This is a genomic window from Flavobacterium sp. MR2016-29, assembly GCF_015350695.1.
Classification (GTDB): Bacteria; Bacteroidota; Bacteroidia; order Flavobacteriales; family Flavobacteriaceae; genus Flavobacterium.
The window spans coordinates 963,586-983,391 of sequence record NZ_JADKPU010000001.1 but is presented as its reverse complement, the minus strand read 5'-3'; the positions used below and the strand labels follow the sequence as shown (position 1 = coordinate 983,391).

At 32.3% G+C, this 19,806-nt stretch carries 12 protein-coding genes; 9 read left to right on the top strand and 3 right to left on the bottom strand.

Annotated elements, in window-relative coordinates; all coding sequences use genetic code 11:
- Positions 1 to 219: 219 nt before the first annotated feature.
- Both IR010_RS04445 and IR010_RS04440 read right to left on the bottom strand, forming a co-directional pair.
- On the bottom strand, positions 220 to 1,338 hold the full coding sequence (locus tag IR010_RS04445; protein ID WP_194566962.1) for a GNAT family N-acetyltransferase: 1,119 nt from the start codon (positions 1,336 to 1,338) through the stop codon (positions 220 to 222).
- 49 nt (positions 1,339 to 1,387) lie between these two features.
- A complete protein-coding gene (locus IR010_RS04440) occupies positions 1,388 to 2,365 on the bottom strand; it encodes a transporter (RefSeq protein ID WP_194601924.1) in 978 nt (325 codons plus the stop codon).
- 124 nt (positions 2,366 to 2,489) lie between these two features.
- On the opposite strand from IR010_RS04440, the gene IR010_RS04435 reads away from it, so the two are divergent.
- From IR010_RS04435 to IR010_RS04410, 7 genes are all read left to right on the top strand, one after another.
- Positions 2,490 to 2,774 (top strand): DUF4834 family protein, encoded by a 285-nt coding sequence (locus IR010_RS04435; protein ID WP_029269064.1) that lies wholly within the window; start codon positions 2,490 to 2,492, stop codon positions 2,772 to 2,774.
- A gap of 51 nt (positions 2,775 to 2,825) precedes the next feature.
- The gene (locus IR010_RS04430) at positions 2,826 to 5,288 is read left to right on the top strand and encodes a YfhO family protein (protein WP_194601921.1); all 2,463 of its coding nucleotides are present in this window, start codon (positions 2,826 to 2,828) and stop codon (positions 5,286 to 5,288) included.
- Positions 5,289 to 5,345: 57 nt separating this feature from the next.
- Complete coding sequence (locus tag IR010_RS04425) at positions 5,346 to 6,632, top strand: glycosyltransferase family 4 protein (RefSeq protein ID WP_029269068.1); 1,287 nt, start codon at positions 5,346 to 5,348, stop codon at positions 6,630 to 6,632.
- Positions 6,633 to 6,695: 63 nt separating this feature from the next.
- A complete protein-coding gene (locus tag IR010_RS04420) occupies positions 6,696 to 8,165 on the top strand; it encodes an oligosaccharide flippase family protein (RefSeq protein WP_194601918.1) in 1,470 nt (489 codons plus the stop codon).
- Between the two features lie 94 nt (positions 8,166 to 8,259).
- Positions 8,260 to 8,991 (top strand): hypothetical protein, encoded by a 732-nt coding sequence (locus IR010_RS20095; RefSeq protein WP_228515088.1) that lies wholly within the window; start codon positions 8,260 to 8,262, stop codon positions 8,989 to 8,991.
- Positions 8,928 to 9,908, top strand: coding sequence for a mechanosensitive ion channel family protein (locus tag IR010_RS20090; protein ID WP_228515086.1), 981 nt, complete (start codon positions 8,928 to 8,930; stop codon positions 9,906 to 9,908). The genes IR010_RS20095 and IR010_RS20090 overlap by 64 nt, the downstream gene beginning before the upstream one ends.
- A gap of 284 nt (positions 9,909 to 10,192) precedes the next feature.
- Positions 10,193 to 10,441, top strand: coding sequence for a hypothetical protein (locus tag IR010_RS04410; protein WP_228515085.1), 249 nt, complete (start codon positions 10,193 to 10,195; stop codon positions 10,439 to 10,441).
- Positions 10,442 to 10,533: 92 nt separating this feature from the next.
- On the opposite strand, the gene uvrA is transcribed toward IR010_RS04410, so the two are convergent.
- The gene (gene uvrA / locus IR010_RS04405; RefSeq protein ID WP_194566954.1) at positions 10,534 to 13,329 is read right to left on the bottom strand and encodes an excinuclease ABC subunit UvrA; all 2,796 of its coding nucleotides are present in this window, start codon (positions 13,327 to 13,329) and stop codon (positions 10,534 to 10,536) included.
- Positions 13,330 to 13,718: 389 nt separating this feature from the next.
- Here uvrA and IR010_RS04400 point away from each other — a divergent pair, with 389 nt between their 5' ends.
- Positions 13,719 to 16,520: a triple tyrosine motif-containing protein gene (locus IR010_RS04400; RefSeq protein ID WP_317174425.1), complete on the top strand. Its 2,802-nt coding sequence runs from the start codon at positions 13,719 to 13,721 to the stop codon at positions 16,518 to 16,520.
- Positions 16,521 to 16,760: 240 nt separating this feature from the next.
- On the top strand, positions 16,761 to 19,802 hold the full coding sequence (locus tag IR010_RS04395; RefSeq protein ID WP_194601915.1) for a SusC/RagA family TonB-linked outer membrane protein: 3,042 nt from the start codon (positions 16,761 to 16,763) through the stop codon (positions 19,800 to 19,802).
- Positions 19,803 to 19,806 lie beyond the last annotated feature (4 nt).

Here is a 19,806-nt window from a genome sequence, read left to right as displayed (position 1 = left end):
TTTCCGTTCCAGTTACATTTTTCACAACGATTATTTACAAATTGATGATTGCAATTTTTATATCCATATAAATGGCTTGAACATTCTGGACATAGATTCTCCATTTCTGAGGATTCTTTGTAAAACTCACTTTTGCATTCATCACAAATTTTTATAAAAAATTTTTTTGCCTTCATTTTGCCTGACTTTTAACTAAATACTGAGACTGAATACTGCTTTTTAAAGGTATTTAAGGTACGTTTTTCTCTGACAGTGAATCTTCGGGTCAAAGTTTTTCCAAAGTAAATGAATTGCTGTGTTTTCTGCTAATTCTGGAGTTCTGATACAATTTTGAATTCCTTTTTCAGAGAAGGTTTTAAAATATTCATCAAAGATAATAGCTGTAACACCTTTGTTTTGATAATCAGGGTGAACTCCTATAAGATAAAAAACAACATCTTTGCTCTTTTTCCTAGCTCTCAAAAGATGAATAAATCCAAATGGGAATAACTTTCCTTTTGCTTTCTGCAATGCCTCAGAAAAACTTGGCATTACTATACTAAAAGCAATTAAATTATCGTCCTTATCTACCACAAATTTGATGTATTCTGGATTGATAAAACTGATGTATTTCTTCTTGAAATATTCCTTCTGAACGTCTGAAATTGCCACAAAAGAAGCTAGTTTAGCATACGATTCATTAAACAAGTCAAACATTTTGTCTACATGAGGCATAATGTCTTTTGTTTTGGTAAACGTCAGCGATCTTAAACCGTATCTTTTTTTGATTAATTCTTGAGCTTTCAGGAAAAATTCTGGATGAACATTCGAAAATGGAAAAATACTTTCAATATATTCTTTCTCTACCTGAAATCCTAATTGCTCAAAATGAGTTACATAATACGGATTGTTGTACCAAGTAATCATAGTTCCCATTTGATCGTAGCCTTCTGTCAAAACTCCAACCTTATCTAAATTTGAAAAACCCATTGGTCCTTCAGCGTGTTCTAAATTGTTTTGTCTTCCTAATTCAAATACTTTTTCAAGCAAAGCTTTAGTTACTTCAATGTCATCAATAACATCAAACCAGCCAAAACGAACTTTTCTTTTGTGCTGATTATTTACTTCTGCCCAATTGATAATTGCAGTAATTCGGCCAACAATCTTGTTGTTTTTGTATGCTAAATAAAAGTAAGCCTCAGCATTTTCAAATGCTGGGTTTTTAGTTTTGTCAAATGATTCTAATTCATCGGCAATAATGGGCGGTACCCAATATGGATTATCTTTGTATAACGAAAACGGGAATTTGATATAATCTGTTAATTCCTTTTTAGTTTTGGCTTCTTTAATTGTAATCATTAAAATGGTATTGAAATCTCTAGTTGTAGAGAAGTTTAGTTATTAAATTTTATTCGTATTTAGATTTACGTTTTCTTTCTTGTTCCTGATAATCAGTTTCACGACGTTCCATATCATTGTCTTTGTTCTTTTTGGCTTTTTCTTCCTTTTTAAATTCCATTTGCTTTTCCTTGTAGCGCCCGTCATAACGCCAAGAAATACCAACTCCTCCGTAAAATATAGAAGGTGTATTTTTAAAATTTGTACTTAAGGAAGCATCAATCTGCATGTCAGGACTTAATAGATAAGCGGCGCCGCCACGAACGATAGCATCGCTGTAAAAATCACTTTTATAACCTTGGTTTTCAATAAAACCAGACCATTTGTCATTAAATCCGTGTGTCAAAGTCAGTACGTAGCCATAACTAGGATAATCTGTACTTATATAGTCAGCGATAATATTAGTTACAAAAACCCATTTTCCGCCTCCAAAAAGATTCTGAGTAACCAAAGCTATTTTAGGAGAAATACTCGATTCTGGAGAAAATGAATACGGATTATCAGCACCGACAAAATTAGCTCCTGCAAATATCGAAACTGCTGGAATTAGCGAATGCCAGTCAAATTTATGGTTGGCTTTATAGCTGTAGATGTTTTTGGCTTTTGTGTAATTTTTATAAGGATCATAAATCAAATATTTAGCTCCTAAAACCGTTTGTCTGAAATTGTTTTTTTTATAACTGGTATACGGAGTATCAAAATTTTCCATTTGATATTCAAGATCAAGTATGAATTCTAGTTTTTCAAGAAATGCACCATATCTAAGGGTTAAATCTGTTCCGAAACCGCTTGCATCATAATCAAGCAAATCGTGTTTTTCTTTGATACCGTATACGCCAAATTCAGCCTGAAATACTGATTTTCCAACTGCATATGCAGACATAGTTTCACCAGGACGGTTAGAATTAATTACATCTGTGTATTGTGCGAAAAAAATTTGGGGCGCAAAAAAAAGAGCTGTAATAAATAAGTTTTTAATTTTTAACATAAATGTATTTTTGGATTAAAAAGTTATAACGCATTTCAAATGTACTATATTTTATTATTTATTTAAGATTGATATTTTAATTTTAAACAATGGATTTATTAATTTTGGAAAAAAATTATACATTATGCAAGAAGCATCTTTTACAAATCTATTTAAAACGATAATGTGGATCATTGCGTTTTATTATATTTTTAAATTTTTAGCTAGAATCTTTTTGCCAGTATTGGTAAAAAAAGCAGTTGAAAAAGCAGGGGAGAATTTTCAGAGACAACAACAATATAGTCAGGATAATACATGGCAAAAAACGCGTACTAACAATGATGAAATAATCATTAATACGGCTAATGCCAAAAATCCTCGCGAAACCAAAAAGGTTGGCGATTATGTTGATTACGAAGAAATAGATTAAGTTTGTGTCCTAGATATATAGGATTCATCATTTAACCCAAACCAGCCTAAATTGAAAATAGTAAATAAGTTCTATCCGCATGCCCTTGTTGTACTGGGCTTTATCCTCGTTTCGTTAATTTATTTTTATCCAGTTTTACAAGGAAAACAAATTTTCCAATCGGATATTGCTCAATATACCGGAATGGCAAAAGAGCAAAATGACTTTAGAGCGGCAGAAAATGCTGAACCTTATTGGACAAATTCTGCTTTTGGCGGTATGCCAACCTATCAATTAGGAGCAAATTACCCGAATGATTATATTGGAAAACTAGATGATGCTTTGCGTTTTTTACCTCGCCCGGCTGATTATTTATTTTTATATTTTTTAGGCTTTTACGGTTTATTACTGGTTTTAAAAACAGATCCGCTAAAAGCTTTTATTGGTGCTATTGCATTTGGTTTTTCTACTTATTTAATTATAATTCTTGGAGTTGGTCATAATGCAAAAGCACACGCAATTGCTTATATGCCACTGGTTATTGCCGGTTTTATACTGGTCTTTCAGAAAAAATATGTCTGGGGAGGCTTGCTCACCATGTTTGCGGTTGCATTAGAAATTAATGCCAACCACTTTCAAATGACCTATTATTTATTGATATTCTTATTGATACTTTCAGGTTATTTTGCTTTTACTTTTATTAAAGAAAAACAATATAAGCCACTTTTAATTTCGATTGGTACTTTAGCTGTAGCCGGAATTTTTGCTGTTGGCGCAAATGCGACCAATTTAATGGCAACAAGCGAATACGCTAAATATAGTATTCGTGATAAAAGTGAGTTGACTTTTAATCCTGATGGATCTAAAAATCAAACCACTGCGTCAATGACGACGAATTATATTACTGAATATAGTTATGGAATTGCAGAAAGTTTGAACCTAATTGCGCCAAGAATTTTTGGAGGTTCAAGTCATGAAAATGTTGGTACTGACAGTCGCATGTACTCTTTTATGATCGAACAAGGTGTGCCTTCTGATCAAGCAGCAGACTTTGTTTCAGGAATGCCAACATATTGGGGAGATCAGCCTATAGTTTCGGCTCCCGCTTATATAGGAGTTGTGGTTTTCTTTTTGGCTGTTTTAGCTTTATTTATCGACGAAAGAAAAATAAAATACGTATTTCTTGCAGGAGCATTATTTACTTTGATGCTTTCTTGGGGGAAAAATTTCTCAACCTTAACAAATTTCTTTATTGAGTATGTTCCGATGTACGATAAGTTTAGAGCAGTTTCATCCATTCAGGTCATTCTTGAATTGTGTATTCCTGTTTTGGCAGTTATGGGCTTACAATCGTTTTTTAAAGCAAAAGACGAACCAAAACTGCAGCAAAAAGCTTTAGTACAGACAGGCGTTTTTGGACTTGGAGTTTTAGCCATTTTAGTTATAGCTAAAAGCATGTTCCACTTTACAGGAATGAGCGACAGCAGTTATATGCAAATGTATGGACCAGCTTTTGTTGATGCTTTAAAAGAAGACAGAATGAGTTTGTATTCTGCTGATCTATTGCGCTCAGGGTTTTTTATTGTGGTTACTTTTGGAATTTTATGGCTGTTTATTAAAAACAAATTTTCACAAAATACAACTTTAATTATTGTTGGTATTTTAATGATATTTGATTTATTTTTTGTGGACAAAAGATACGTTTCGGCTAAAGATTTTGTGAGTCCGGTGCAAATTGCAGCTCCATTTCAGGAAACGCCAATTGATGCCAAAATTCTCGAAGACAAATCGATTTACCGCGTATTTGATGTACAGGGACAATTGCAAGGCAGATCGTCATACTTTCATAAAACAATTGGAGGATACAGTGCTGTAAGACCAAGAAGAATGCAGCAGTTAATGGATTATCAAATTCAAAAAGGAAATATTGAAGTGCTTAATATGTTAAATGTTAAGTATGTTATTCAAACAGATAAAGAGGGGAAAGAAGTTCCTGTTGCAAATCCTGAAGCCAACGGAAATGCTTGGTTTGTAAGCTCAGTAAAACTGGTAAATAAACCAGACGATGTTATGAAAGCTTTAGATCATTTAGATACTAAAAAAGTAGCCGTATTTAATGTTCGCGAACACGAAGGCAAATTTAAAAGTGCCCGACTAAAAAAACAATGGGATACAACTGGAACTATCAAAGTTGTCGAATACAAACCAAATTATATTAAATACGAATCAGACAATGCAAAAGATGGTTTAGCCGTATTCTCTGAAATCTATTATAAAAATGGCTGGAATGCTTATGTTGATGGTAAATTGACGGATCATTTTCCAGTTGATTATGTTTTAAGAGCAATGGAAGTTCCGGGCGGAAAACATACTATTGAATTTAAATTTGAGCCTCAAGTAATAAAAACTGGAGGAACAATTGCTTTAGCGAGCTCAATAGGAATGCTATTGCTTGTAATTGGTGGAATTTATTTTGAGAGATTCTTTCGCAAAGATTCAGTAAAAAATCACGAAGACACTCAAAATAAAATCTAAAACCTTCGCGAAGTATCGTGAATTTTTTATGAGTCTCTGTGAAACCGAATAAACCTAATGGAACAAAAAAAGCTCTTAATTATAACTTACTATTTTCCGCCAGCCGGAGGTCCAGGTGTACAGCGCTGGTTGAAATTTGTAAAGTATCTGCCTGAATTTAATGTTCAGCCAATTGTTTATGTTCCTGAAAATCCTACTTATCCAATAGTTGATGAAGGTCTAGTTAATGAAATTTCAGATAAAGTCATTGTTCTTAAAAATAAAATTTGGGAGCCATATCAATTAGCTTCAATTTTTTCAAAAAATAAAACGAAGAAAATCAGTTCTGGAATTTTTCCACAAAAGAAAAAACAGACGTTTTTAGATAAAACATTTCTTTGGGTCCGGGGAAATCTTTTTATTCCAGATGCGCGTGTTTTTTGGGTAAAACCTTCTGTAGCTTATCTTGAAAAATACATTAGAGAAAACAATATAGATACGATTGTCACCTCTGGACCGCCACACAGTCTGCATTTGATTGGTTTAGAATTAAAAGAAAAATTAAATGTAAAATGGTTTGCGGATTTTCGTGATCCGTGGACAACGATTGGTTATCATAAAGCATTGCGCTTGTCATCTTACGCGGCTAAAAAACATAAAAATTTAGAACGTAAGGTTTTAAATACTGCCGACACTATTATTGTGACCAGCAAAACTACGAAGACCGAATTTCAGGCTATTACTGATAAACCAATTTCGGTTATTACAAACGGTTACGATATCGAAAATGTCGAAAAACAAACTTTAGATGCCAAATTTACTTTAGCGCATATCGGGTCTTTTTTATCGGATAGAAATCCTAAGTTTTTATGGGAATGTTTAGTCGAATTACTTCAAGAGATCCCAGATTTTAAATCGCACTTAGAAATTAAATTAATTGGAGCTGTCAGTCAGGAAGTTTTAGATTGTATTACTGAATTTAATCTTAATGCGTATTTGAATCTTCTTGGATATGTTTCGCATCATGAAGCAATCGCTCATCAAAAAAAGTCTCAGGTTTTGCTTCTAATCGAAATTAATTCTGAAGATACCAAAAGTATTATTCCAGGAAAATTGTTCGAATATATGGTCTCAAATCGCCCGATAATTGCAATTGGTCCTAATGGTTCTGATTTTGCCGATATAATAAAAGAAACCAATACTGGAGTATTTTTTGATTATTCTGAAAAAGCGAAATTAAAAAGTGTAATTTTGGACTTTTATAATCAATTTTTGGAAGGAAAATTACAAGCTAATGGCGTTGGTTTACAGCAATATTCAAGAAAAAACCTGACCAAACAATTAGCACAGTTGATTGAGGACTAATTAATCTAAAATCTGATCCCGTCCCGAAGTTTCTGGATCGGGACTACAATCTAAAATTTACAAATGGGTATTGTTTTAAACCAGTCTTTTAAAAATACAATTATTACTTACATAGGTTTCGGTATTGGAGCCATCAATACGCTTTATTTGTATCCTGTTTTTCTTGGTGCAACTTATTATGCTTTAACGAATTATATTCTTTCTGCAGCAAATGTTATTATGCCTCTATTTGCAATCGGGATGCAAAATACATTAGTTAAATTTTATTCTCAATATAAAACAGAACAAGAACGCGAACAGTTTTTGTCGTTTACAGCCTTATTTCCTGTTTTGATGTGTATTCCTTTAGGGATAATCGGTATCTTTTTTTACGATGATATAACTGATTTTGTATCTAAAGAAAATCCTGTAGTCAGAGAGTTTATGCTTCTAATTCCATTTATTGGAATTTGTATGGCGTATTTTGAAATTTTTTATGCCTGGGCGAGAGTGCATATGCATTCTGTTTTTGGAAATTTTGTTAAAGAAGTGGGACTTAGATTATTTTCAACCATCGCCTTAATTGGTCTTTACTTTAAGTGGATCAGTTTAGTAGAATTTGTATACGTTACAGCGGTAATTTATTTTGTAGCCTTTTTAATAACCATGTTTTATGCTTTTTACATTAAAAGGCCAAACTTTCAGATTTCAATTCCAGAGAATGTAAAAGCTGTAATGGAATATACTTTTTTCATTATCCTGTCAGGAAGTGTAGCAAACTTGCTTTTAGACGGCGATAAATTGATGCTGAACCAATACATGAAAATTGAAAATATTGCCTATTATTCTGTTGCTACATATATTGCTTTGGTAATTTCAGTTCCAAGCCGTGCAATGCATCAAATTGTGTATCCAATTACAGCAAAATTAATGCATGAAAATAAGCATGATGAGCTAAATCAGCTTTACAAGAAAACATCAATCAACTTGCAAATGGTGGGAGGGTTTGTAATGCTGTGCATTTTTGTAAATATCAATCAATTATATGAATTGGTTCCGAAAGAATATAGCGGTGGAATTGCGGTTGTATTTATGATCGGATTATCTAAATATTTCGATTTGATTTTAGGGAACAACAACGCTATTATTTTTAATACAAAATACTACCGAATGGTATTGTATTTAGGACTTTTATTAGTGTTTTTGACCATTGTACTGAACATGATTTTTATTCCGATCTTTGGTATTTTCGGATCTGCATTTGCGACATTATTGTCTATTACCTTATACAGTTTGGCAAAGCTTCTTTTTGTTGTTAAAAAACTTCATTTATACCCTTTTACAAAAGAAACTATCTATTCAATACTGTTGACGTTCGCTTTATTTTTAGTGTTTTATTTCTGGGAGTTTCCTTTTTACCAATTGATCAGTATTGCATTAAAATCGGTTTTAGTAACAATTTTGTATGTGTATCTAAACTACAAGTTTAATATATCCCCGGATATTAATAAGGTTATAGATACTCTTTTTAGAAAAGTGGGAATCAAAATTTAATATGACTTATTGAGATTTAAAAAGTAATTTAAAATCGAATCTATTTTGTTTTTATATTTGTTAGAAAGGATAACTAATTTATTTCTAGTAGAATATGAAAAAGAAATTCATTTGTTTTTTAGTGTTTTTAGTTGTTTTGCTTTCTTCGTCTTTATTTGCCCAAAAAGAAAATCTAAAAACTTCACAAATTGCTGTAAAGCCAAAATTAAAAGGATATCCGGTCAGTCCTTTTAAGGATACTCTTTTTTATGTCTACAATAAAGTAGGTTCGTTTTCTGCAGAAAATAGGGCAAAGGCAATTACAGCAAAAATACATTCTCTCTATGAAGACGATCTCTTTAAGGCTGATTCTTTAAAAATTATTCCCTCTGATATAAGCCAAGATATTGTTTATAAAGGGGATTTAGTTTTAATGTCAATTTTAGATGCTGATGCCAAATCTGAAAATAAAACAGTTTCAGATATAGCAAAACGAAATTTTAACGCTATAAAAAAAGCAGTTGTTTATCAGAATGAAAACTATTCCTTATTGCCAAAAAGACTCGGATATACGGCTTTATTAATCTTAATTCTTACCATAGTTTTATTGCTTGCCTCGAAAGTGTTTAATTTTATAAAATCTTATTTTTCTAAAAGAAGAGAAAAATATTTTAAAGGATTTACATACAACAATATAAATGTACTTACGCCTGATAGACAAGAGTTTGTTGCATTACGCATTATTGGTATTATAAAAATAATTTCATTGTTTATATGGCTTATTTGGCTCTTCCTTTATTGTTTAATATTTTCCCCGCAACTCAGGCTTACACTACTACAATACTAAAATGGACACTGACTCCTATAAAAGCTGCTGTAATGGGATTTGTAGACTTTCTGCCAAATCTATTTACGATCATTGTAATTATTTTGATTTTTAGATATACACTCAAAATAATTAAATTTTTTGTAGACGAAATCAATAAAGAAAATATAAAAGTTGATGGATTTTATAGCGATTGGGCAAAACCCACGTTCAATATTATTAGGCTTCTTGCTTATGCTTTTATGCTGGTTATTATTTTTCCATATCTGCCTGGTTCTGATTCTGATATATTTAAGGGAGTTTCCGTCTTTGTTGGTATTTTGTTTTCATTAGGTTCATCAAATGCTATTGCAAATATGGTTGCCGGTTTGGTAATTACCTATATGCGTCCCTTTAAAATTGGCGACTTTATTAAAATTGGCGATGTCAGCGGAGAAGTAATCGAAAAAACAGCTCTGGTTACCCGAATAAGAACGCCAAAATTTGAAGATATTACCATTCCAAATGCGACAGTTTTATCCAGTACTTCTACTAATTTTTCTTCGAATACAAAAAATTCAACTGACGGTTTATTAATTCATACAACAGTTACAATTGGATATGATGTTCCTTGGAAAGACATTCATAAAGCTTTGATTAAAGCAGCTCTAAAAACTGATTTAATTGAAAAGACACCAATTCCTTTTGTACTTCAAACCAGTTTAGATGATTTTTATGTATCGTACCAAATTAATGTTTATACGAAAGAACCTACAAGACAGCCTCGAATTTATTCTTCCCTTCACCAAAACATTCAAGATTCGTTTAACGAAGCCGGAATTGAAATTATGTCACCACACTATAACGCACTGAGAGACGGCAATACAACAACAATTCCAGCAGATTATCTAAATAAAGACTACGAATCACCATCTTTTAATGTTGCTAATAAAAGTTAATTTATTAATATTTAGTTGTTAACTTTTAAATTTTAACAGTATAATACTTTGTTATTAATTTTATAAAAACTAATTTTAGCTAAGAATTCAGCAGCACTTTGCTTTATATCATAAAAAATATAATATAAAAGACAATAAAAACAGTTGCCGAATTGTTATTTAGATTAAAATACTTTCAGTTTGGATACTGAAAAGTATTAGTAGTATTTAGATTAACTTTTTAATGGAGGATTATGAAGAGCAATCAATTGAGTCAAGAACAGAGCGTTCAAGTATTTTCTAGTATGATATCAAGCAAGGTTCATAACGGATTTACATTAGAAGAAAGAAATGATGAATTCCTTTTTGCTGTCCTTTCTAAAGGTGGAAAAGTAGTGAATCATGGCTTAAATTTTATCATTTTTTGCTTGACCTTAGGATTGTGGTCATTTGCATGGCTTTATCTTACTTTAGAGGCGTCAAAGCAAAAAAAAGTATTAGTTGCCATCGACGAAGATGGTTTCCCTTTTGAAGAAAGATGTCTAGTTGCCTAGAGTCAGAATCAAATCAAACCAAATGAAAAAAAGAAACAGCCATAAATTACTTTTAAGATAAAGTAATTTATGGCTGCTTTATTTAAAAAAAATTACAATTTATCTTTTAGGTAAACTCCCGTAACTGATTTTTTTACTTTTACAATATCTTCCGGAGTTCCCTCTGCTAATAAATGCCCGCCATTTTCACCTCCTTCAGGGCCAAGATCAATAATCCAGTCAGCACATTTTATCAAATCGAGGTTATGTTCTATTACAATTATTGAATGACCTTTTTCGATTAAGGCATCAAACGAAGCTAATAGTTTTTTGATGTCATGAAAATGAAGACCAGTTGTTGGTTCATCAAAAACAAATAATGCTTTATCTTTTGTGGCACCTTTTACTAAAAATGAAGCAAGTTTAATACGCTGTGCCTCACCGCCGGAAAGAGTAGAAGAAGATTGTCCTAACTGAACATATCCTAAACCAACATCCTGCAAAGGCTGTAACTTTTGCGTTATCTTGCTCTGTTTGTTTTTTTCGAAAAAGGCAATCGCATCATCAATAGTCATTGTCAGAATATCGTTGATGTTTTTATCATCAAAATTAATTTCTAGAATTTCTTTTTTAAAGCGTTTTCCTCCACAAGTTTCGCACGGCAACGAAACATCAGCCATAAAGACCATCTCAACGTTTATAGAGCCTTCTCCTTTACAAGTTTCACATCGGCCTCCATCTACGTTAAATGAAAAATGTTTTGCCTGATATCCTCTTATTTTCGATAATTTTTCTTTTGCATACAATTCACGAATATCATCATACGCTTTAATATAGGTTACCGGATTCGATCGAGAACTTCTCCCGATAGGATTTTGATCTACATATTCAATATGTTTGATCTGCGAAAAAGAACCTTTTATTTCACTAAATTGTCCTGCTTTTTCAGAAGCATTTTCCAACTTCTTTTGCATCGCAGGAAATAAAATCTTCTTTATCAGGGTACTTTTTCCACTTCCTGAAACACCTGTAATAACCGTAAGAACATCTAGCGGAAAAGTAACATCTATATTTTTTAAGTTATTTTCTCTTGCGCCAATAATATCAATATGATTTTTAAATTTTCGTCTTTTCTTCGGAACTGAAATTTCTAAATCTCCGTTTAAATATTTAGCCGTAAGCGATTCAGATTTTAAGATTTCATCGTATGTTCCCTGAGCGACTAAATTTCCTCCGAAAGTTCCTGCTTCTGGACCAATATCAATAATCATATCCGCCGCTTTCATGATGTCTTCGTCGTGTTCAACTACAATAACGGTATTTCCTAAGTCACGAAGCGAAAGCAAAACTTTGATCAATCTTTCAGAATCTTTTGGGTGCAGACCAATACTTGGCTCATCTAAAATGTACATTGAACCAACTAAACTGCTTCCTAACGAAGTAGCCAGATTAATACGCTGTGATTCTCCACCAGAAAGTGTTGCCGAATTTCTGTTTAAAGTCAGATAATCTAAGCCAACTTCTGTCAAAAAGGATAAACGATTGTTGATTTCGACCATTAATCGTTTTGCAATTTGCTGTTCGTAAACATTCAATTCGATATTTTTGAAAAAAGTTACCAAATGTTTAATTGGCAAATCAACTAAATCTGAGACCGTTTTGCCATTTATTTTTACATAAGAAGCCTCTTCACGCAAACGTTTCCCGCGACATGCATAACATTTTGTTTTGCCTCTGTAGCGTGATAACATTACACGATTTTGAATCTTATAATTTTTTTCTTCTAATTCCTTAAAGAAGCCATTTAAACCTTGAAAATATTTGTTTCCTTTCCAAATTAAATCCTTTTGATCTTCTGAAAGTTCAAAATAAGGTTTATGAATTGGGAAATCAAATTTATAAGCATGTTTAACCAATTCATCTTTGTACCAGCTCATGCTGTCACCTCGCCAAGGATAAATCGCACTTTCAAAAACAGATAAAGAAGTATTTGGAACTACTAAATCTGCGTCAATGCCAATAATATTTCCGTATCCTTCGCAAACCGGACAAGCACCGTATGGATTATTAAAACTGAACAAATGAACATTTGGTTCTAGAAAAGTAATGCCGTCTAATTCAAAATTATTCGAATAGGTGAATCTTTTATTTGAACCTAATTCCTGCAGATAACAGATTCCTTTTCCTTCAAAAAAAGCAGTTTGTACCGCATCTGCCAGACGGTTGTAGAATTCTTCTTCATCTTTAACTACAATTCTGTCAATGATTAAGAGGATGTCTTTATTGTCTAATTTATGAAGATCCGTCGGTGTAAATTCATCTAAACGAACCATTTCGTTATCGACTAAAATACGGGCAAAACCTTGTTGTAGAAGTACTTTTAGTTTGTCTTCTAATTGCCTTCCTTCCTCTAAATGAATAGGAGAAAGCAATAACCATTTGCTGTCTAATTCTAATGATTTTACATCAGCAACAACATCGGTCACTGTATTTTTTTTGACTTCCTGCCCTGAAATAGGCGAATATGTGCGCCCAATTCTGGCAAACAAAAGTTTTATATAATCGTAGATTTCAGTTGAAGTACCAACGGTTGAACGCGCATTAGTTGTATTAACCTTTTGTTCGATCGCAATCGCAGGCGCAATACCTTTTATGTATTCGACTTTTGGTTTGTCTAAGCGCCCCAAAAACTGCCGTGCGTATGATGATAAACTTTCAACATAGCGGCGCTGTCCTTCGGCGTATAAAGTGTCAAATGCCAAACTGGATTTACCTGATCCTGAAAGACCTGTAATGACAACAAGTTTATTTCGCGGAATAGCAACATCTACATTTTTTAAATTATGTACTTGTGCTCCTTTAATTATAATATTATGTTTTGGGTCGAGTGTAGAAAGATCAATCTGCATACAAAAAGTCAATTTTTACAAAAGTAATCAATTTTGAATTGAATTTTGTTAAGGACATTGTTCCAAATTTTAACTAAATCATTTAGTGTCATTCATTATAAGTTAAATTAAACAGATATAAATCAATAATTTGTTTCTCGCAGTTTCTGCACATTTGGGCAGATTTAAATTTAATATAATAATCTGCGTTCATCAGCTTAATCTTTTTAAATCTGTATATAAAAACTTTAAGAGTCACCGTTCATTTTAATTAAAAGGAACGCATTTTTCCCAATATCTAATTTATGTTTCTATGTGTTAAAATATATTTTATGTTCAATGAATTGTTTTACTATAAAATATCCTATTTTAGAACTGCTTTAATACTATTTTAATATTCTGACCAAATTTTGAAAACTAAACTTTCTACTTTATTTCTTTTAATGAGCTTTATCCTGTTTTCGCAGGAGTTCCCACCAATTATTAAATACTCTTCGTCAATTTATGGCGCTGGAAATCAGAGTTGGATGATCTCACAAGACGATCAGAATTACTTATATTTTGCTAATAATGAAGGACTTTTAGAATTTAACGGAACAAATTGGCAATTATATCCAGCACCCAATGAAACAATTATTCGCTCTGTAAAAGTAATTGGAAATAAAATCTACACAGGCTGTTATATGGATTTCGGTTATTGGACGAGACAGCGCAATGGAAAATTAAAATATACTTCGCTCAGTAATACCATTAAGGACAAAATTTTAGATGATGAGCAATTTTGGAATATCCTGAAATACGATCAATGGATTTTGTTTCAATCCTTAAACCGAATTTATATTTACGACACTAAAACTGGAAAATTTAAAATAATTGCACCTAAAAATGGCGTCATCAAATCTTTTTCTGCTAAAAACGCTATTTATTTTCAGACTATAAATGATGGGCTTTTTGAAATTGAAAGCGGTAAATCAAAATTAGTTTCAGATAATCCGATTCTGAAAAAGTTTACGATTGTGAATGTTTTTACTACAGATGATGGTTTGCTGATTCAAACACAATTAGACGGAATTTATAAATTGACTGGGAATACATTAACGCGTTTTTCTACCGATGTTGATGCAGAATTAAAATCGAGTTTTGTGTATAGTAGTCAATTATTGCAGGATGGAAGTTTTGCATTGGGAACGGTTTCTAACGGAATTTTTATTTTATCAAATACAGGAAAGCTAAAATATCATATTTCGCAAAGTAAAGGTTTGAGCAATAATACGGCATTATCGCTTTTTGAGGATAAAGATCAGAATTTATGGGCTGGTCTTGATAACGGTATAAATTGCATCAACATTCAGTCTCCTGTTCATAGTTTTACAGATGATTCTGGTGTTTTAGGAACGGTGTATGCTTCTGCAAGTTTTAACGGTTTGCTTTACGTGGGTACAAATCAAGGTTTGTTCTGTAAAAATATGCAAAGCAATTCAGAATTTAAATTCATAAACGGAACGAAAGGGCAGGTTTGGTCACTTTTTGTATACGACAATACGCTTTTTTGCGGCCATGATTCAGGGACTTTTATAATTTCTAATGATTCGGCTAAAAATATATTTTCATCTTCAGGAACTTGGAAGTTTGAAGTTGTTCCGAATACTAAAAACCAATTGCTTCAAGGAAATTATTATGGAATTTCGGTTTTAGAAAAAGTAAATAATCAATGGGTTTTTAGAAATAAAATCGAAGGCTTTGATTATTCGTCACGTTATTTTGAAATCACAAATAATTTTGAGCTGTATGTAAGTCACGAGTATAAAGGTATTTTTCGATTAAAGTTAGACAAATCTTTGTTGAAAACTAAAGGGTTTTATACTTACAAATCGCCTCAAAAAGGAAAAAACGCAAGTTTAACAAAATTCAATAATGCTATTTACTATGCATTTAAAGGAGGTATTTTTAAATTAAATTCAAAAAATAAACTTTTTGAAAAAGATAATCTATTAAGTTCTATTTTCGAAAAAGACGAATACACATCTGGAAAATTGATCGTCGATAATTCGAATAAAATTTGGCTTTTTTCTAAAAATTACATTCATTATTTCTCTGCGAGCAAACTCAGTAATCAATTAAAACAAAACGTGATTCCGATTCCGTCTTCGTTAACCAACTCAATGCTCGGTTTTGAAAATATTACGCAAATTTCAAAGTCTACTTATTTAATTGGTACAACAGACGGTTATTATACTTTAAATATTGAGGATTTAAGCTTTAAAAATTATACTGTATTTATTACTGATATTACAATCAACAAACAAAATGAAACCCTCAAAAATGTAGCTCTTGGAAATGAAGGAAGCTTTAGTTCGAATGAAAATAACATCACTTTAAATTATACGGTTCCAGAATATAATAAATACATCAATTCTGAATATCAATATTTATTAGAAGGATTTCAGAATGACTGGAGTGAGTGGAGCACAAAAGCGACAGTTAACTTTAAAAATTTATCTCCAGGAAAATATACTTTTAAAGTAAGAGCTAAATATGCCAATACAATTCTTGAAAATACAGCTGCGTATACTTTTGTAGTTTTAAAGCCTTGGTATTTGACCAATTTAGCTTATTTTATTTATTTTATGCTAATTGTTATAATGGCCTATTTTATAAACAAAGCCTATAGAAATTATTATCATAAGCAAAAAGAGAAATTAATTGAAGAGAACAACCTTCTTTTAGAAATTAAAGAACTCGAAAATGAACAGCAATTAATGAAATTGAGAAACGAACAGCTTTCGCAGGATGTAGATACCAAAAATCGAGAACTCGCCGTTTCTACAATGAGTTTGAACAGCAAAAATGAACTTCTGGCTTTTATTAAAGAAGATTTAAAGAAAACGACTCAAAACGACAGCAGTAATATTAAATCAGTGATTAGTACAATCAATAAAAATATTACAGAAGAAGATTCGTGGAACGTATTTAAAGAAGCGTTTGATAACGCTGATAAAGATTTCTTGAAAAGAATTAAACAGCTTCATCCGTTATTGACGCCAAATGATCTTCGTCTCTGTGCTTACCTGCGATTAAATCTTTCTTCAAAAGAAATTGCGCCTTTATTTAATATTTCAGTGCGAAGTGTTGAAATAAAAAGATATCGTTTGCGTAAAAAAATGGATTTACAGCACGAAATCGGTTTAGTTGAATATATTCTCGCTGTATAGGAATCAAAAAATCAGCTCGAAAAAACTATACATTACCTCAACATTTAGAAATTGCACTGTTTTTATACTGCTTTTTTGAATACATTCTCAATTCTTAAATATAGTTAAATAAGGATGTTTTTTGTGATATATTCAATTTAGAGATATTTTTTTTGTCATGTATGTTTTTTGTTGAGGTTAAATTTATGGTATTCCTAAGCTTATCAGATAATTTTATCTTTCAATAAAAACTAACTAATTATGAAATCTAAATTATTACTAATTGTACTAATGCTGTTTACATCTTTTGCGTTTTCGCAGAATTTTGATGTTAACGGAACGGTACTTGAAGCCTCTACAGGACTCTCATTGCCTGGAGTAAATGTAAAAGTTAAAAATTCGTCGCAAGGCACATCTACAGATTTTGACGGATCGTTTAAATTATTAGGAATCCCAAAAGGAACGACACTTGTTTTCAGTTTCATTGGTTTTAAGACACAGGAAGTTGTGGTCTCAGGAACAAAAATAACAGTAAGACTCGGTGATGATGCTAAATCATTAGACGAGGTTGTGGTTATTGGTTACGGTACTCAAAAGAAAAGAGAAGTAACCGGAGCTGTTTCTACACTTGACAGCAAAACTCTCGACATCTTGAAACCAGCAAGAATAGAGCAGGCGTTGCAAGGAACAATGTCTGGAGTTAATGTTACTACACAATCTGGAGCGCCTGGCGCACCTTTAGATATACGTATTCGTGGGATAGCCACAAATGGTGAAAATAGGCCAACTACCATTATTGATGGATATGTAGGAGATTTAAATTTAATTAATCCGAGTGATATTGAAACCTTAACTGTTCTAAAAGATGCTCAAGCCGCAATTTACGGAACAATTGGAGCAAACGGAATCATTTTAGTAACCACTAAAACAGGAAAGAAAAACTCTAAAACAAAATTCTCTTTTAATACTTATACAGGTTTTCAGGAAACATCTAGAACTTTACCAACTCTCAATGCTACAGAATATGCTTTATTATTAAATGAAAGTTATGCAAACGGCGGCAAAGCACTTCCTTATCCAAATGTTTCAGGTTTAGGAAAAGGAACCAATTGGCAGGATGAAGTTTTTGGTACAGGTGTTCCGATTATTAATTATGATTTATCCGTTTCTGGAGGTTCAGACAAAGTTACTTATGCTATCAGTGGTTCACACTTAGATCAAGAAGGTATTGTAGGTGGCGATAAATCTGGCTTTTTAAGAAATACCGCAAGGATTAGTCTTGGAGCTGATTTAACAGATAAATTAAAACTTAAGACAAATGTCATTTATACGTATTTTACAAGAAATATGTTAAACGAAAACGGACTAGGATCTGTTTTATTTAACGCATTGAATGTACCCTCAACTTTGAGTCCTTACGATCAAAATGGTAATTTTACTTTAGTGCCAAGCACAACAGGTTTAGGAACAGAAATCATTAATCCGTTAGCTCAGATTGCTAATACTTATAACGATTACAATTACAAAAAAATCAACGGAAATTTTGGTTTAGATTACAAACTCTTTAAAGGATTTGTACTTTCTAGTGCAATTGGTTTTAATACTTCGAACAGCGAATCTAAAACATTTGCACAGCAAATAAGCTATGGCGGAAAAGTTTTTGATGTTCAAAGAAGTTCTGTAACACAGGGAGCTGTAAATGATAATAATTATTCATTTGACCTTTTTGGAACTTATACCGTAAAAATTGCCGAAAACCATAATATTGTAGGAACACTTGGAACTACTATTTTTAAAGAATGGGGCAATGGACTTTTTGCAACCGGTTATGATGTTCCAAATAATTCTTGGCAATTTGCAGATATTTCATTAACAAAAGGAATATCCGAAGCTTTAAATAATAGCGCTTATGTTTACGATCAAAGGAGGCTTTCTTATTTTGGAAGACTGCAATATGATTATAAAGGAAAGTATTTATTATCAGCTATGATTCGCCGTGATTCTTCTACGAAATTCGGTCCTGGAAACAAAGTGGGTTATTTTCCATCTTTCACAGGAGGCTGGGTAGTTTCAGATGAAGGTTTCTTTGGAGAATCAAAAACAATCAACTTTTTAAAATTAAGAGCCAGCTACGGAACTTTAGGAAATGACCAAATTCCGAATTACGGTTATCTAGGACTTTTAACCGGAGAAGCAACTTATGTTTTTGACGGTACTTTAGTAAACGGAACTGCAACTGGACAAGTGCCAAATCCGGATTTAAAATGGGAAGAAGCAAAGAAATTTGATGTTGGTTTAGACTTAAGACTTTTTAATGATAAAGTTTCTATCGTTACAGATTATTTTATTGATACAAGAAGTGATTTATTAATTCAGAATATTCCGGTATCAGGAATTAATGGAACAGGCGCACCGGGTGCAAGCTCTCCAACTTTAAATGCAGGAAGCGTTCGAAATTCAGGTGTTGAATTTGCGATTGATTACAAAGAAAGATTCTCAGATAATTTTACAATGAGTGTAGGATACAATGTTACTTTCCTTAAAAATGAAGTTTTAGAAGTAAACAACGGAACAGGATTTATAGAAAGCGGTGCTTTTGGAGTAGGACAGCCAGCTCCGGCACGTATGGAAATAGGAAAACCAATGGGATATTTTTACGGATATAAAACCGATGGAATTTTTCAGAATCAAGCCGAAGTCGATGCACATCCTTCTCAAATTGCTTTAGGAGCAAATGCCGCACCAGGTGATATTCGTTATGTAGATAATAATGGTGACGGTGTTTTAGATGCAAAAGACAGAACCAATATTGGAGATCCAATTCCAAATGCAACAATGGGTTTCAATATGCAGCTAAATTATAAAAATTTAGATTTTGCTGTTTACACATTTGCTTCAGTTGGCAATGATATGGTACGCAACTACGAAAGAACATTATCTGACGCCAATCGTTTAAATTATGTTTTAGACAGATGGACAGGAGAAGGATCAACTAATACAACTCCTAGAGTAACAACTGGCGCTACAGCAAATAATGTTTTCTCTGATTATTTTGTCGAAGATGCTTCTTACTTCAGAATTCAAAATATTCAATTAGGGTATAGTTTGAATTCTCAAGTTGCTCAAAAAGCCGGTATGACAAAAGTTCGCTTTTATACAGGTGTAAACAATCTTTACACTTTTACAAAATATAAAGGTTTTGATCCAGGCGCTTCAAACGGTAACCCAATTGGAGGCGGAATCGATTATGGGTTTTATCCTGTTCCAAGAACTTATTTATTGGGCTTAAACATTAATTTTTAATTTC